This is a genomic window from Enterococcus sp. AZ095b, assembly GCF_051714725.1.
Lineage (GTDB): Bacteria > Bacillota > Bacilli > Lactobacillales > Enterococcaceae > Enterococcus_B > Enterococcus_B pernyi.
In genome coordinates this window covers 1,041,884-1,059,328 of record NZ_JBIOSL010000001.1, presented here as the reverse complement: position 1 = coordinate 1,059,328, position 17,445 = coordinate 1,041,884, and the positions used below count along the sequence as shown (strand labels likewise).

Below are 17,445 nucleotides of genomic sequence, written 5' to 3'. Positions count from 1 at the left end.
TTCGTCTTTCATCATGCTTTTCCCATCCGATGAACGATCTATACTTTTTATACTATCCACTGACGTTGAATGCCTGTTTCTCCCTTTACATTCAAAAAAAATCTGGTAAACTGAACTTAGAAAAGAGGTGTTTGATATGCGATATATCGTCACATTATTTTGGGCAGTCATTTTAGGTCAAGTGGTTGGCTATATCGGTGGTGCATTGTCTAGTAGCCCATATGATTTTACCATGACGACTATTATTTCATTGGTTGCAGGATTGATCGTCATTTTGATCAGCGCTGTTGCAACACCTAAAAAAGAAACTTCGTCCGCTTCACATTCATAAAAGCCGAACAGATTGGAGAAATACTCCAATCTGTTTTTTTCTTGATCATAGTTTTTGATGAAGTACTTTTCTAAAATTAAATAGTGATAAAAGAATATTCGTCAGAACAAAGAGACTAGTCACAATAAACACTGTACTATAATTGTACGCATGAGCGACTGTCGAACCTAACATCGGTCCTAGTACTTGACCAAAGTTCGTAAACATTTGGTTATAGCTGTATACTCGACTGACACCTTCTTCTGGTGTGATCTTGCTGATCAATGTATTGATCGATGGCATCAACGCACCTGTCGAAAAACCTAATATAAAACGTAAGATCCCTAATTGTAAGGGCGTAGTCACAAATGCCATTGGTAAGTAACAACAAAACGAAAGTACCAAACCTGCTAACAGCACCTTCTGATTTCCGATCTTATCCCCTAATTTCCCCAGTCTTGGAGAAGAAAATACTGCTGAAACACCTGATACTGAAACAATCAATCCACTAACAAATAAGATATTTGATGTGTCACCACTCAATTCCCGAATGTACAATGTCAAGATTGGACTGATCGTGGTGATCCCTAACTGTAAGATCAGAGTAGTAACAAATAAACCGACTAACACAGAAAAGTGATCCATTTTAGCAAAAACTTCTTTGGTACTGATCATATCTTTTTTCTCTACCGGTTGGAAATCTTCTTTTACCATGAAAATCGTTAAGATCGTGGTGATCAGTAATAACCCTCCAGTAATCAAAAAAACATTTTCCATTCCGAACCATTGCGCCAAAGCGCCTCCCATTGACGGACCAATCAGCGTCCCTGCCACTGCCCCAGTAGAAAGCGTGCCTAACGCCCAACCACTTTTCTCTTTAGGCGCTTGTGAAGCAATCATCGCTGTCGCATTAGGTATGTATCCAGATAAAATCCCATTAAAGAAACGCATGACTAAAAGCCAATAAGCATTTGGGACAAAAGCTAGTGATCCCATAGTGATCGTCATACCTGCTGCTGCCCGGATCATCATCATTTTCCGTCCTTTTCGATCAGCTAGATTTCCCCAAATAGGCGCAACGATCGCCGCAGCAAAGGCTGTTACTGAAATCGCTAATCCTGAAAATAATTCAATTTGATCCTTAGGTGTACCTAGTTGTTCGACGTAAACTGGAATGAACGGCATGACTAAACTGATACTTGAACCAGTAAAAAAGCAGCCTATCCAAGCTACGAATAAATTTTTTCTCCATTGAACCTTCATCTATCACCCTTCTTTCGTCTCTATTATCATACCTATTTTTGTACGTGTGTGCAACGTATGTGCCAGTATCATTCATTTTTGTCAAAGAGGACATAGACCAAATAAAATAGGAGCAAAGAGTTAGCCTACTCTTCACTCCTATTAAAAATGTCTTTTAAATGATTGCTAAAATGACGAAGTTGAGAATGAATAAAATATCAACAACCCATAAAGCAATTGAAATCTCGTTTGTTTTACCTTTGATCACTTTCATGATCGTGTAGAAGATAAAACCAGCAGCGATTCCGTAAGAGATGCTGTAAGCTAATCCCATGAAGATCGAAGCAAAAAAGGCAGGTAATGCTTCTTCCATATCTAACCAATTGATATCAGCAAACGAAGCCATCATCATCACACCAACTAAGATCAATGCTGGTGCAGTTGCTTGTGCCGGTACAATAGCGATCAGTGGAGAAAATAAGCTACTTAAAGCAAATAATGCGGCTACGACAACTGAAGTCAAACCTGTACGACCACCAGCGCCAATACCAGCTGCTGATTCGACATAAGTCGTTGTATTCGATGTTCCGAAAATCGCACCGATCGATGTTGCGATTGCGTCAGCGAACAACGCTTTATCCATTTTAGTTTTGAATCCTCGTCCATCTTCCAAAGCTTCCTCATCTTCTTTAGAGAAAATACCTGTACGCCGTCCAGTACCGATGAACGTACCGATCGTATCAAATGTATCGGATAAACTAAAGGCAATGATCGTCATCAGGACTTGTGGGATCTTAGAGCTATCGCTGAATAAAGATTGCATCCCTTCCGCACCAAATGCTGCACCAAACGTCGTGCCTAGTTCATTGATTGAATTGCCTAAAGAATTTTGTTCCCAATCGATCGTTCCTAGATCAACAACACCCATCAAGATCCCGATGATCGTTGTTACTACGATACCGATCAAGATTGCACCACGAACATTTTTAACAACTAAGATCGATGTCAAAACTAATCCAATGACAGCTAGTAGGATCGGCGCATTATTAAAGTTTGCAAGTTCTGGAACGATGCCACCGTTGATCGTCACATTCGTCACTTGACCATTATCAAACACAGAACTAGTTATCGCTGATTGATCTGCAGAGAAAGACAAAAATCCAGCATTTTTGATCCCAACGTATGCAACAAAAATCCCAATACCACCGCCGATTGCATGTTGTAAACTCTCAGGAATAGCATGGATGATCATTTTCCGAATATTTGTTACTGTAATAAATACATTAATCAACCCACAAATAAAGACCATGGCTAATGCTTCTTGCCAAGAATAACCTAACCCAAAAACAACTGTAAATGTGAAGAAAGCATTCAAACCCATTCCTGGGGCTTGTGCATAAGGCACATTAGCAAATAATCCCATAACTAAAGTACCGATGATCGAAGCAATGATCGTCGCTAAAAAGACTGCCTGAAATGGCATGCCAGCAGCTGACAAGATCGTCGGATTAACAAATAATATATAACTCATGGCAAAAAACGTTGTTACACCAGCCATTATTTCTGTTGGTACATTTGTATTATTTTTCTTTAGTTGGAAAAACTTTTCCATAAAAATTTCCACTCCCTGATTTTTTCTAACGGACTATATAATATGTAAAAATAAATCCAAATATAATTTTCCGTCGAACATTTATAGATTATATAGACATTTCATTCGTTTTTCAACACAAAACTTTATGAAATGTCATTTTCATATTTTAATGTTCGTGTTTAGCTCAATTCGGTTTGATTCTTTTCTATTTTTGCTTTAAAGCATTTATTTTTCAGAAAAATCTGTACCTTGTTTATTCATTGAAATATGCTAGACTGAAACAAATCGTTGTTTGAAAGGAATGACAGCATTGAACAAAAAATTGATTGCGATCGACTTGGATGGAACAACGTTGAATCCTGAGTCGATCATTACTTCTAAAACCCAAGAGACATTGAGAAAAGCCATTGATGGTGGCCATCATGTCAGTATTGCAACCGGACGTCCTTATCGAATGAGTTATCAATATTATCAACAGTTAGAATTGACAACACCGATGGTCAACTTTAACGGTGCGCTTGTGCATATCCCAAATCAACAATGGGCTGGAGAACAAGAAACATTGATCAATAAAGAGATTGTTTTTGAGATCTTAGCGCAAAAAAATCAATTGAATCTAGATTTTATTGCTGCGGAGAATCGCGACACTTTCTTTATCGATACTTTTGATTTTTTTGACGCAAAATTCTTTGCTTCACCAAATCCTAAACCAGAAAACCTACTGTCTCCACGAAATCTAACAACTAACCCTACGTCCTTATTGGTACGTACAGAAAAACAATATGCTGAACAAGTTTCTGCCGAACTAACACGTCAATTTGGGAAGCATGTCGATGTAAGGACTTGGGGTGGACCAATGGCGATACTAGAGATTGTTTCAAAAGGGATCGAAAAAGCGAAAGGAATCCATCAAGTAGCGAATTATCTATCGATCGAACAAAAAGATGTGATTGCTTTTGGTGATGAACACAATGACTTAGAACTTCTTGAATATGCGGGCTGGGGTGTGGCAATGGCTAATGGGACTGAGCAACTAAAAGGCGTAGCCAACGATGTCACTGAACAAACAAATGAAGAAGACGGTTTGGCGAATTACCTTGAAAAATTACTTTCATTATAAAAAATCCGTCTGGGGCATTCGTCCTCTCGCACCACTTAAAACCAAATAAACAGAGGGAGCAGAAGTAAGCTCTTCAAAAATAAGGCGCCATCCACAAAATCTTCGTGGATGGCGCCTTATTTCTTGAGGCTAAATACTTCGGCTCTGACCTCTGTTATCTGTTTGCCATGAACATATCGTAATAAGCATTCATGATTTCTTTGGCTATGACCGAATTCATATGGTCTTTTTCATCTAGCAGGTTTGGTAAGACAACACTTACCGCAATCTCAGGATTTTCTGTTGGTCCGTAAGCCACAATATTACTATTGACTGTTACGATATCGGGATGACCTTCAGCGACTGTTTCGGCTGTCCCTGTTTTAGCAGAAAGATCCATTTTTGCATCTGCTAATGATCGAGCAGTCGTGTAGTTATTTGTTCCATGGACTACTTGATGGAATCCTTCACGTAAAAGGGCCATCTCTTCAGGAGACACGTCTACTGTATTTTCGACAACTGGTTCCATCTCTTTTTTCACTTCACCTAAGTTACCATTCTCGTCGTTCCCGTAAATGCCTTTGACAATGCGTGGTTGGATTCTTTTTCCACCGTTTGCTACTGTTGCTGCATATTGCGCTAACTGGATCGGGGTATACGTATCGAACTGGCCAAATGCCAAGTCAGTAAAGTTTCCTGGTGTGAACCAGTCTTGTCCGTTGTCTGCATTGAATTTCTTCATGTATTCAACAGAGTGTGAGATCCCCGCAGACTCATTTGGTAAATCGATCCCTGTGACTGTTCCAAGTCCAAATTGTTTAAAGCCGTCACGCAATTGTTCATACGCTTGTGCCTCTTCACTTAGACTAGGTAAGCCCATATTTGGTACGTACTCTAACCCTAGCATCTTCAACGCTACTTTGATCATATAGGTATTTGATGAAAGCTCTAACGCTTGGACCACATCCAAAGGTACAGATCCAGTACGATTGAAGACGGAGCTTTTTTCTGAAGAGCCTTGTAATCGAATCGGTTCATCTACTAATACTTGATTACCGCTGATCACGCCACTTTGCCAACCGGCGGCTAACGTACCTGCCTTTACAACAGATCCTGGAACAAAGGCATTCGTGATCGTACCAAGGGCATTTTCAGTCAACTCTTTTGAGCCTTGCCCATGGCTGAAACCCGTCATCGCTAATACTTCACCTGTTTGAGGATTCATCGCGACTACATACGCACCTGGTGAGTATTGGGCTTTTCCATTATCGACTAATTTTTGATAATTGTTTCTAAGAATCTCTTCGACCTTCGCTTGGAACTCTGCATTGATCGATAACATCAAATTCGATCCTTTTTCTCCTGCATACAATTCTTTTTGTTGGATGACATTTCCATTGTTATCTAAAGTGATTTCATATTGTGTCTTTGTGCCTTGCAAGACATCTTCATATTGTTTTTCTAAATAGCTTTGGCCTACTCGGTCATTACGTGAGTAGCCTTTTGCCAAGAATTCTTCCACTTGATCGGCAGGTAAGCCTTGTTTTTCTGATGTTACGCTTCCTAGAATACTCTTTATGGAATCCGCCGCATTATACTGGCGTACCCAGTCAGTTCCTGTTGAAACACCTGGCAGGTCTGATGCATGTTCTGCCACGATCGCCAATTCTTGATCTGTAACACCAGAATTTTTGATGAAAACTGTATTCAGTTCATACGCATTATTCATTCGTTTAAAAATCGTTGCTGCTTTCAATTGTTCCTCATTGAAATTGATTTCCTCATCTGTCACTTTATCTACAGTTGCTTGGTATTGCTCACTCGTACTCAAGCTTTTTTCTTTTGCCGATAGGCGTTCAGTCGCAGCTTTCAAATGATCGGGATCTGCTAACCAAAAATCCTTCTTATCACGTGTAGTCAAATTTTCATCCACTGGCATATCGATCAACTGTGTCAAGGTATTTGCTGTTTTCAGCAAATCCTCCGCTGTCATATTTCTGCCTCTCGTGAATGTGATTGCTTGGTTGGCTTGGTTTGTCACCAAAGCTTTCCCAGTGGCATCGTAGATCATGCCTCGGGGTGAACTTACTTGTACCGTTAGAGACGAAGATGATTTGACTTTTGCTTCTAGTTCCTCACTGTTTACGATCTGCAAATAACCTAATCGAGCAATCAATGACACGAACAACGTAAATATAATGAAAAAAAGGAAATTTAAACGAAAGGGAACATGTGACCGTCGAAACGTTTTATTTTTTGGTTCTTGTGTTCCTTTTTTTATTCGATCTAACCAAGAATTATTTGTATTTTTTTTCATAAAACTTTTCATCATTCCTTCTTTTTCGCCTACTTATAGGCTCCATTGTACCTAAAAAAAACAAAATTAAAAAGTAAAATCCTGATCCGCAAGAAATTCTTTAATTCTCGACCCAAAAAAGACTAGTTTGTTTCACAAACAAGTAATGTGTCACACAAATGGATTCTAAAAAACTTTAAAAAATATGGTTATTTTTGAAAATAAAGTTTTCTTTTACTGTGAAACAATGGAAACAAATATGACATTGTGGAAAACTATCATCTGTTATTTCATTTTTGTTTGACATAATTTTTGATCACTTCTTTGGTTTGAGTGACTTTCTCGGTTAATTTTTCATTCTTTGCCATATAAAGATAAAAAATGATATCAATCGTTGCAAATTGAGCCAATAATGAGTTAGTTGCTGCACTTCGGTTCGTGATTTCTTTTGGTCTTGATGTCTGGACAACGACATCGGCCAATTTACTTAATCGGTTATTTCCAAATTGAGTCAATGCGATAATATCGATTCCCATTTCTTTGGCTAACTGTCCGATCATCACCACTTCTTTGCTGTTTCCTGAGTTAGAGACAAGCCATAGCACTTTTTTTGTTTCATTACTCACTAATTGTGGCAATAAGACGTGGATGTCTTTTTCAAAAATGATTGGTTTTCCTACACGAGACCATTTTTGGAGGATATCCTCAACGACTAAAGAAGATGCGCCCACACCATATAGATAAACTGTTTGTGCTTCTTCCAGACGCTCAACGACACGTTGGATCATCTCCTCTTCTAAAATATCCACGGTTTCTTTGATCGCTACTTGCGCATTATTCCCTAATTTATGTTTGATTGAATAAAATGATTCATTTGGTTCAATATCGCTGAATCCTTCCACGATACCTGCTTGTAATTCGGTGGAAATAGTGATTTTAAAATCCGTTAAACTTTGAAAGCCAAGTTTTTTGGAGAAACGAACAACTGTGGGAGCGCTCAGGCCCGCCGCTTCTGCTAACTCATTGGCTGTCATCGTTGGTATTTTTTCTACATGTGTTACGATATAATCTGCTAATTTTCTTTCGGCAGAAGAATAGTCATTCATCATACTTTCAATGCGACTCACTACGCTCATCTCATACACATCCCTTTTTCTAAATGTCTATGTCATTATATCATACTCAAAGGCAAACAATTCTCATACTAAACAAGAAAATAGAGAATATCCTTTGTTCTCTGCCTGCTCAACCGATTACTGTTATTCCTAAAAATCAATCGCTAAAAAAAGAAGCCAAGGTATAAGTGGCAACATGTCACACCCTTATCTTGGTTTCTTTTGACTTATCATTTATGGAGTTTCACAGAATCAGCTATTAAAAACAAAAAAAAGAAAGAAGCAACATCCAAAAAGAAACTAATACCCATCATTCAGTTCAAACAAATTGCCTTCTGGGTCTCTAAAGTAGGCACTGGTAAATCCTCCCCAAGCCTCTATTTTCTGAGGTTCACCTAAAAAAGTGACACCATTTGCGGTTAACTTCGCATAGTCCTTTTGGATATCCTTCGTAGGTAATATGATCACCACTGTATCAGATATTCCATTTTTAGCAGACTGTATATACCCTTTGACCAAAGACATTTCTTTTGCTGACGTCATATCAAAACAGTTAGGTTCTCCTTTTGCCATAGCAAATGACGTATACGGACCTTTTCGATTTCCCCATGTAGGAACCAATCCTAATTTTTTTGTGTAAAAATCATAACATTCCCCATAATCTTTTTGAATCAACAATCCGATTTTTGCCTGATTAAAGTTCATCTATCGACCACTCCTTTTTTAAGTTAGTTTTATTGTAGCAACTTAGGTTAGTAACGTATTGGATAGAAGCGACATTTTTCGCTGCTCACTCAACTTAACAAACTCAATGGGTGTGAGGCCAATATTTTTTTTGAACTCATTGATAAAATGGGACTGGTCATAATAATTTCCAACAAGCTCCCTTCGATCGGCAGGTTGTTTTAATAAAATGGTCAAACTATGATGAAATTTTATGGTCGATAGAGCCAATTGTGGGGTGAGACCGTAATGCTTTTTGAATAGCCGTTGGACATGCCTTGGACTAAGTCTCATATATTCGTATAATGCTTGTGGGGAAGCTAATTTTTTTATATATAGTTTTTCAAATAACTGAATGTATTCCGTCGAAGAGATACATTTGGCTAATCCGGATAAATAGCTGATCAGCGATTCTTTCATTTCTTCAATCGTGAGCGCAAAAAGATGGGTTGTATCAAACCCAACATCTACTTCTTCAATGAACAACACTTGATCCATCGCTGCTGTTGCCTCTCGACCAGTTAAAGCAGAAAAAGCACCTGGCTTTAAGCGAAAACCAATATAGTGTTCGGGAAACCTTGAGAGAAAGTTGAAGTCCGTTTTACTTGAACCAGTATAGAAAACAGATTGCTCCAAAACATTGACAATCAAATCAATGCAACCGTCGGCGATGATCACGTCGGTGACCGTACCGCTAAAGTCAAATGAAATAGACTCCCACATACACACCAAGACATCTGCTAAGACTGGGAGAACCGTTTCTTTATAATGTATTTTTTCTTCATATGCTTGATGAAACAGATGATGAGGTTGGATCGGTTGATACATTCTCTACGTTCCCCCTTATTTATCTAATACAATTATTTTAGCACGATCTAGCGTTTTGACGTGTGTAATGAGTGCCCCATAAAAAAACAGGAAGGAACAATTCTTTGTTGTCCTTCCTGTTTTTATTAAATTAGGCGTTGGTTCTCTTGCTAACTCGTCTTAACGGCTGTAATTATGAACCTCTTCTGCCATTGCATCGACAAAGATATTCAAGTCCTCTACAGCAGTTTCTTTACTACCATATCGGCGGATATTGACTGTTGCATCTGCCACTTCTTTATCCCCAACTACGATTTGGTATGGGATTTTTTGCGTTTGTGAGGCACGGATCTTATAACCCATTTTTTCATTGCGATCGTCGACTTCTACACGCAAGCCTTTCATTTGTAGACGTTCTTTGATTTCATAAGCGTAATCTGAATGAGCATCAACTGAAACTGGGATGATCGTTGCTTGGATCGGTGCCAACCAAGTTGGGAATGCGCCTTTGTATACTTCTGTCAAGTATGCCACAAAGCGTTCCATTGTTGAAACGATGCCTCGGTGGATAACGACTGGGCGATGATTATTTTCGCCATCTTCTCCTACATAAGTTAAATCAAAGCGTTCTGGTAATAAGAAGTCTAATTGGATCGTTGATAATGTTTCTTCTGTTCCCAATGCTGTTTTAACTTGGACATCTAATTTTGGTCCATAGAAGGCTGCTTCTCCTTCCGCTTCGAAATAGTCAAGTTCCATTTCATCCATCGCAGCTTTTAACATGATCTGTGCTTTTTCCCACATGGCATCATCGTCAAAATATTTGTCTGTGTTGTTTGGATCACGGTAACTTAAACGGAAGCGATAGTCTGTAATATTGAAATCAGCGTAAACTGCGACCATCAACTCCAACGTACGTTTGAATTCATCTTTGATCTGATCAGGACGAACGAATGTGTGTCCGTCATTCAATGTCATTTCACGTACACGTTGTAATCCAGACAACGCACCTGATTTTTCATAACGGTGCATCATACCAAGTTCTGCGATACGGATCGGTAACTCACGGTAAGAATGGATTGTATTTTTGTAGACCATCATATGATGTGGGCAGTTCATTGGGCGTAGCACGAGCATCTCGCCATCTCCCATATCCATTGGTGGGAACATATCTTCTTGGTAATGATCCCAGTGACCTGAAGTTTTGTATAACTCTACGTCCCCCATGATCGGTGTATACACATGTTGATAGCCTAAGCTGATTTCTTTGTCTACGATGTATCGTTCGATCGTACGACGGATTGTTGCACCTTTTGGTAACCAGAAAGGTAAACCAGAGCCAACTTCAGGAGCTACCATGAATAATTCTAGCTCTTTTCCTAGTTTGCGATGGTCTCTTTCTTTTGCTTCTTCACGCATTTGGATAAACGCTTTTAACGCTTTTTTATCAAAAAATGCTGTTCCATAAACACGTTGCATCATTTGGTTATTTGAATTTCCACGCCAGTAAGCTCCTGCCACAGATAATAATTTGAAGACTTGGATACGACCAGTTGATGGGACATGTGGCCCACGGCATAAATCGATGAATTCTCCTTGTTGGTAGGCAGTGATGACTTCGTCTTCTGGTAATTCGCTGATCAGTTCCACTTTGTAAGGGTCACTTGCAAAGATTTCTAATGCTTCTTGTTTTGATAACACACGACGTTCGATCGGCAAATTTTCTTTGACGATCGCCATCATTTCCGCTTCGATCGCTGGTAGGTCTTCGGCACTGACTTGGCTCTCACCGTTATCAGTATCGTAGTAAAATCCTGAATCGATTGCTGGTCCTACACCAAAGTGGATATTTGGATATAAACGGCGCATGGCTTGTGCCATCAAATGAGCACTTGAATGACGAATCAAAGCAAGTGCGTCTTCATGATCAGGTGTCACAATCTCGATTGAGCCATCCTCTTCGATCCCGCGGTTCAAGTCGATCAGTTCGCCATTCACTTTTCCAGCTAAGGCTTTTTTGGCTAAACTTTTAGAAATACTTTCTGCAATTTCTGCAGTGGTGATCCCTGGCGCAAACTCTTTGACTGCACCATCAGGAAATGTCATTTTTATCATAGGGGTTCCTCCTTTAAATTTCCGTTTTTAGCTTCGCCACCAATAAAAAAAGTCCTAGTATCTGTACAGATACTAGGACGAAAAATTCGTGGTTCCACCTAATTTTGAATACGACATGCGTATTCCTCAAGCGTGATAACGGTACGACCGCCTCTGTTTCAACAAAGGTTTCGAAAGTGGTCATCCTTTGGTTTTCTCCTGGAAAAGTTTCAGCCTAGCTTTTCCTCTCTTATCGAAGACTCTCAAATTCAGTTGTCTTTCTCATCAATCATCTATGTGTTTATTTAACCACTATTATTTCAAAAAATCAAGTCTCGAATTCACTTATTTTTTCCATTCACCATTGACACCATACGTGCCTTTTTTCATTTCGTTGATAATTACATGAATGTGTTCTTTTGGTGCTTGCGTATTTTTATGGACCGCCTCGGTGATATCTTTCATCATGTTTTCTAATTGTTCTGGGCTACGTCCTTCGACTAATTCAACATGTACGAATGGCATGTTTTCAACTTCCTTTCATCGTTCACTTTTGTATTGATCAACTATTGCTTCTCTCTTTGCATCATACCGCAAAAAGATTTTGCTGAAAAGTCTCTTTTATCATTTTGCCTTTAATTTTGTGTGATCATGGCATGTGGTTGTTGTTTCGCTGATTTTTTTGCACGTAACGCACTTAAAATGGAAACTGTATCAACCACTTCTTGAAGCATCGCGCCAAACAATGCTGGAATGACTCCTGTACTGGCAACGAGCATCAAAAAGACACAGACAAAAATCCCAATCAAAACAGATTGTTTCGCTACTTTCATCGTTTCTCTAGAAATCATCACTGCTTCTGCTACTCGTTCTAAATCATCTTTCAAAATGACGACATCTGCGCTTTCACTTGCAGCAGTTGAGCCATGTGCGCCCATGGCGATGCCTACATCTGCGACAGTCAAGGCAGGAGCATCATTGACACCATCTCCTACCATCGTGACAGGCCGCTTTTCTTTGGGGATACTAGTTAAAATCGTTAATTTATCTTGTGGTAAACAACGAGCATGAACTTCGGTCAAGCCAACTTCCTCGGCAATTGCTTCTGCAACCGTACGACCGTCCCCAGTCACCATCAGTAAGTCGGTGATGCCTTGAGCTTTCAAGCGAGCGATTGTTTTACTTGCTTCTGGACGGATTGTGTCTGAGAAGTAGATCGTGCCGGCGTATTTTTCATCAATCGCCACATAGATCGCAGTTGTATCTGTTTTAGCTTCTGGAACATCAATAAAGCGTGCATTCCCTACTTTAACCTGCCTGCCATCAACCGTAGCGGTAATCCCTTGCCCTGAGATTTCTTTCAAATCAGTGACTGGCAACAATTGGGGAACTGCTTGAACTAAGGAACGGGCCAAGATATGGGCTGAGCCTTGTTCCGCACTCGCCGCCACACGTAATAATTCCGCTTCTGAAAACCCTTGAACGGGAGCGACACCAGTTACTTCAAGCATCCCTTTGGTGATTGTTCCTGTCTTATCAAAGGCAATCGTTTTAGTCTCTGCTAATTTTTCCACAGCGGTACCAGTTTTGACAACGATCCCACTTTTACTTGAACGACTCATTCCCGCTACTAAAGCAACAGGTGCAGCCAAAATCAATGGACATGGCGATGCTACAACTAAGACTTGCACAAAGCGTACAGGATCACCACTAGCCCACCAAGCGATTCCGCCGATCAAGTAAGCGATCAAAGTAAAGGGAACAGCATAACGATCTGCTAGACGGACAAAACGTGCGGGTTTTTCTTTCGATTCCTCTACTAGTTTGATAATTAATTGATACTGGCTATCTTCTGCCCGTTTCTCAACCACCATTTTGACAGATGAGTCCCCATTGACCGAACCGGACATCAATTCATCACCGACTTTCTTGCTCATCGGTTTTGCTTCTCCAGTCAATGACGCTTCGTCAAAAGTAGATTCCCCCATGATCACTCGTCCATCAGCTGGAACGATTTCCCCTGGTTTGATCACCAGATGATCGCCGATCTCAAGTGTGTCTACCGCAACATCAAGTTGTTGATCTCCTTGCAATTTATGGGCAGTTCTTGGCGTATTATCTAATAGGGATTGCAATTCCTGACCTGCTTTTTTTTGCGCATAGTCTTCCAAACTTTCGCCACCTGTCAACATGATCAAAATCATCAAACTCGCCCAATATTCATTGACGAGCAATGTCGCAACAATAGCTGTAATCGCTAAAATATCGACCCCATATTTCCCTGAACGCAGTGTTTTGATCATTTCGACAAACATCAAGAAGGCGAGTGTGCCACCGGTGATAGCAATGATCATAAACGCAAGGCGAGGACGGTCGAACATAAACTCACTGATGAGGGCCACCGCTCCAATCAGTAGTGTCATTGCAAATTTTTTAAAATGTGTCATTTCGTTCAGCTCCTTTCTCCACATTTAGAATACCTGTTCTCTAAAGCCATTTAAACTAAAAACCCCTAAATGAAAACAACTATCACTCTCATGTAGTTTTGCGTTTATTTTTAGTTAACTCACTTGTGTACCTTTTTTAGTCAAACTGTGCTATACTTTTAATTCGTTATTTACGGCGGAAGGAGTAAACGATGCAATGAATGAAAGACAATTAGAACAACAGCATGTGGAAGAAACCACACAAATGATCCAACTTGAACAACGCCTATTGAATCGCAAATTAAGCGACTTGACTGAAAAAATGAATGACTCCACAAAAGAAACAGCTAATCACAAAATACGTAGCGGCTCCAACGAGTCTTTTTATGAGTCAGTGGTCGAATACCGCCAACATGAACAAGAATTGCTTTTAAAATACCATACATTAGAATCTCAGCAAAAACGTCTGCAAACATTAGAAGTAATGAAAGAAAGTCCTTACTTTGCTCGTATCGATTTCAAAGAAGAGACGGAAAAAGAAACTCTCTATCTTGGCATCGCCTCATTGAGAGATACAGAAGAAGAAACCATCGTGATCGACTGGCGTGCACCGATCGCTAACCTGTATTACGAAGGAGAAATCGGCCCTGCTTTTTATGAAACAGATGTCGAAAAAATCGACGTCGAACTTCTCTTGAAACGACAGTTCAAAATCGTTGAAGGAAAAATCGTCTCCATGGTCGATACATCTGAAGTCATCAATGATGATTTTCTATTAGAAATCTTGGATGACGCATCAAGTGCTCACATGAAAAACATCGTGTCGACGATCCAAAAAGCACAAAATGCCATTATCCGTGACACCAACAGTAAAGTGATGCTGATCGAAGGAATTGCTGGAAGCGGTAAGACTTCAGCATTACTTCAACGTATCGCATTCATCCTTTATCACAATCGGAAATGGCTAGATGCTGAGAACGTCTTATTGTTCTCACCAAACCATCTGTTTTCTGATTACATCTCCACTGTTTTACCATCTCTTGGTGAAAGTGGTGTTCCGACACAAACCTTCAAAAATTATTTACAGCAATTAGTTCCTGAATTTGAGTTGACTGAAGAAGAACAACAAGAAGTCGGTTTCCTTTCTGGTGCTGATGACCCGATAAAAACGTTGAAATCCGGATTGACTTTCGTTGTTCTCCTGGAGACTTACATCCAGACGATCACTGATTTTGGGCCATTGTTCCGTGAGATGAAAATCAATGGTCGAACGATCCTATCCAAAGAAGCGATCCGAAAATGGTACCAAGAAACCAATGAACTACTTCCATTGCATCAACGTCTATCTTTATTACAGACAAAGTTATTGAAAAAATTAGGCGGTCTGCAAAAGGATGAAACCCGTCAGAAGTGGGTCAAAGAGCTTGCTGAAGAACAACTTCAAGAACTATATGCAACCGATCCAAATTTAGAATACACCGAACAAAAAGAAAAATCATTGCGTAAAAAACTTACGAATCAAATCGTGAAAAAAAGATTCCGTAAAGTTCACCGAGGAATTTTACATTATCAATTCGTCAACTTACCGAAACAGTTTCTTCACTTTTTACAAACGATTCCTAAAACGATGTTAACCGCACATGGAATCAGCGAAACTTCTTGGAACGAACATCTTCAAGAAGTCAAAATGAACTTACGGAAAAGAGAATTGCCACAGGAAGACGCCGTCTTGTACTTCCTATTGATGCGTCGAATCCATCCTGTATCAGTCACACAAAAGGCAAGGTATATTTTCATTGATGAAATGCAAGATTTTGCTCCTTCGCAGGTCGCATTGCTGCAATCAATCTATCCAACTGCCAATCTAACATTTTGTGGGGATCTGAACCAAAATGTTTTTGGGAACGAGACGATCACTGGTTCGTTAGAGTCGCTTTTCCCAGAGAAAGAAGTGACCCAATTCCAATTGACGACGAGCTATCGCTCCACGAAGCAAATCACTGATTTTGCCAATCATTTCTTAGCTCACGACAATCTTGTAGAAACAACGGCTCGTGAAGGTCGCCTACCGTTGATCGTCCAAAGTGATTCATCTACAAGCAAAATCAACTGGTTGGAACAAACGATCATTGACACGAAAGAGCAAGCAAAATATTGGCGTACCGCGATCATTGGTAAAACGATCGCTGAATGTGAAGCACTCTATGAACAATTGCCTGTATCCCTGAAAGATCAAGTCCAATTGATTGCTGATGAATCTGATTTTATGAAACGTTCGATTATTCTTCTTCCTGCTTATCTAGCAAAAGGATTAGAATTTGACCGAGTCTTTTTATGGAATGTCGATGATGCACATTTTAATTCTGGTCATGACAAACAAATCTTATATACAATGTGTACGCGTGCCATGCATGAATTGATCCTATTTACATCAGCGAAAGACGCTTCTTTTCTACAAGCATTGGCTACTGAAAATCATGAGTCTCTCGCTTTAGATTGATTCGTTATTAAAAATAAAAAGCATCAGGGGAATCAGTCCTCTCGCACCACTTTAAACTGAATATACGGCGAGAACAGAAGTAACCTCTTCAAAAAATAAGGCGTCATCCACAAAAATTGAAAAAACAATTTTTGTGGATGACGCCTTATTTCTCGAGGCTAAACACTTCTGTCTCTGCCTCTTTTTATTCATCTATCGATCATAACATCAATTCTGTGTTTGGGTATTTCAAACGAACAAGTGAGACGATCATTCGCAATTCTTCGATATTTTCGGGATATTCTGGGTCAAATACTTTACTATGGCGACCAATCCCTCCGTTATCGATCAGACGATAAATACGATTCCAATCCATAAATTGTTCGACTGTTTGGAAATTACTGATCGGGTAACCCCCACTATCTAATATTTCTGATACACGAAAAGCCAAATAAGCTGTATCAATGACTTTTTCTTTTTTCGTATCTACTTTTTGACTTGTTTCGATCAATATCTTTTCTGGTTGATGCTTCAGACTCCAGTCCAATAATAAAAAGAAAGCTTCCATCCGATAATCTTCTTCAAACAACTGAAATGCTGAGTCAGAACGTCGAAAAAGCAATGGAATCAAATATTTTTTTTTATAGATCAGCATGGGCGCGCGATCAACCATACATTCTAGATAACGATTCAAATAGCCTGTGCCTATATAGTTTCCTAAACGATAGCCTTCTACCCCATAAGGTGCATATTTTTGTGCAAGCTTTGAGCAATCGGTGATATTGACTGCCAACTCTTCTACTTTTTGGTAACCGCTTAGAATACGTTCGAAAGGCTCTAGATTAATTTTTGCTTCCATTATTCTTTCCCCGCCTACATCAAATTACTATTCGTTTACTCACGATACTTTAATAATAACACAGGTTGAAATAGAAATGATAATAAATCACAAAAAAACTGTAACAAATAACACAGGATTTTTAATTTAACTACTCTGTATTTGTTCTCTTTCTTTCATATCGTATGACTACACTTCTTTTTTAGCTTCACCGATATTTTCTCTTCTCCGATAAAATCGTATAAATAAAAGTACGAAAGCAAAACATGACATTAGCTTTTTAAGCAGGATAACAGCTGTTTGTTTTTTTAGGAAAATAAAAAAGTGTCTGGACATTCATCCTCTCGTAACACTTAAAACTGAACAAACGGCGGGAACAGAAGTATCTCTTCACAAATAAGGCGCCAGCCACAAAAATTTGA

Annotated in this window: 13 protein-coding genes; 3 read left to right on the top strand and 10 right to left on the bottom strand. The window is 39.4% G+C overall.

Annotated features, from left to right (window positions below):
- The first annotated feature begins 136 nt into the window (after positions 1-136).
- Positions 137-331, top strand: a complete 195-nt coding sequence (locus tag IGJ99_RS05075; RefSeq protein WP_010735843.1) for a YjzD family protein — start codon at positions 137-139, stop codon at positions 329-331.
- Between the two features lie 45 nt (positions 332-376).
- Here the strand turns inward: IGJ99_RS05075 and IGJ99_RS05070 are convergent, their stop codons facing one another.
- Together IGJ99_RS05070 and IGJ99_RS05065 are read right to left on the bottom strand one after the other, a co-directional pair.
- Positions 377-1,573, bottom strand: coding sequence for a multidrug efflux MFS transporter (locus tag IGJ99_RS05070; protein ID WP_010735844.1), 1,197 nt, complete (start codon positions 1,571-1,573; stop codon positions 377-379).
- Positions 1,574-1,727: 154 nt separating this feature from the next.
- Complete coding sequence (locus tag IGJ99_RS05065; protein WP_010735845.1) at positions 1,728-3,164, bottom strand: NCS2 family permease; 1,437 nt, start codon at positions 3,162-3,164, stop codon at positions 1,728-1,730.
- A gap of 292 nt (positions 3,165-3,456) precedes the next feature.
- Here IGJ99_RS05065 and IGJ99_RS05060 point away from each other — a divergent pair, with 292 nt between their 5' ends.
- Positions 3,457-4,266 (top strand): Cof-type HAD-IIB family hydrolase, encoded by an 810-nt coding sequence (locus tag IGJ99_RS05060; protein ID WP_409173787.1) that lies wholly within the window; start codon positions 3,457-3,459, stop codon positions 4,264-4,266.
- Positions 4,267-4,420: 154 nt separating this feature from the next.
- On the opposite strand, the gene IGJ99_RS05055 is transcribed toward IGJ99_RS05060, so the two are convergent.
- The 7 genes from IGJ99_RS05055 to IGJ99_RS05025 form a co-directional block, all read right to left on the bottom strand.
- Positions 4,421-6,577 carry a peptidoglycan D,D-transpeptidase FtsI family protein gene (locus IGJ99_RS05055; protein ID WP_438770655.1) on the bottom strand — a complete coding sequence of 719 codons (2,157 nt, stop codon included), beginning with the start codon at positions 6,575-6,577 and terminating at the stop codon, positions 4,421-4,423.
- Positions 6,578-6,831: 254 nt separating this feature from the next.
- A complete protein-coding gene (locus IGJ99_RS05050) occupies positions 6,832-7,677 on the bottom strand; it encodes a MurR/RpiR family transcriptional regulator (protein ID WP_010735849.1) in 846 nt (281 codons plus the stop codon).
- A 279-nt stretch (positions 7,678-7,956) separates the two neighbouring features.
- Positions 7,957-8,361: a VOC family protein gene (locus tag IGJ99_RS05045; RefSeq protein WP_010735850.1), complete on the bottom strand. Its 405-nt coding sequence runs from the start codon at positions 8,359-8,361 to the stop codon at positions 7,957-7,959.
- Between the two features lie 42 nt (positions 8,362-8,403).
- Positions 8,404-9,207: an AraC family transcriptional regulator gene (locus IGJ99_RS05040; protein ID WP_010735851.1), complete on the bottom strand. Its 804-nt coding sequence runs from the start codon at positions 9,205-9,207 to the stop codon at positions 8,404-8,406.
- Between the two features lie 159 nt (positions 9,208-9,366).
- Positions 9,367-11,301 carry a threonine--tRNA ligase gene (thrS, locus tag IGJ99_RS05035; protein WP_019723795.1) on the bottom strand — a complete coding sequence of 645 codons (1,935 nt, stop codon included), beginning with the start codon at positions 11,299-11,301 and terminating at the stop codon, positions 9,367-9,369.
- Between the two features lie 324 nt (positions 11,302-11,625).
- Positions 11,626-11,805 carry a 2-hydroxymuconate tautomerase gene (locus IGJ99_RS05030; RefSeq protein ID WP_002287649.1) on the bottom strand — a complete coding sequence of 60 codons (180 nt, stop codon included), beginning with the start codon at positions 11,803-11,805 and terminating at the stop codon, positions 11,626-11,628.
- Between the two features lie 110 nt (positions 11,806-11,915).
- On the bottom strand, positions 11,916-13,727 hold the full coding sequence (locus tag IGJ99_RS05025) for a heavy metal translocating P-type ATPase (RefSeq protein WP_077151433.1): 1,812 nt from the start codon (positions 13,725-13,727) through the stop codon (positions 11,916-11,918).
- A gap of 196 nt (positions 13,728-13,923) precedes the next feature.
- Between IGJ99_RS05025 and helD the strand changes: the two genes are divergently transcribed.
- Positions 13,924-16,206, top strand: a complete 2,283-nt coding sequence (gene helD / locus IGJ99_RS05020) for an RNA polymerase recycling motor HelD (RefSeq protein WP_438770654.1) — start codon at positions 13,924-13,926, stop codon at positions 16,204-16,206.
- A 199-nt stretch (positions 16,207-16,405) separates the two neighbouring features.
- On the opposite strand, the gene IGJ99_RS05015 is transcribed toward helD, so the two are convergent.
- Positions 16,406-17,044, bottom strand: coding sequence for a hypothetical protein (locus tag IGJ99_RS05015; protein ID WP_019724515.1), 639 nt, complete (start codon positions 17,042-17,044; stop codon positions 16,406-16,408).
- Positions 17,045-17,445: the final 401 nt, after the last annotated feature.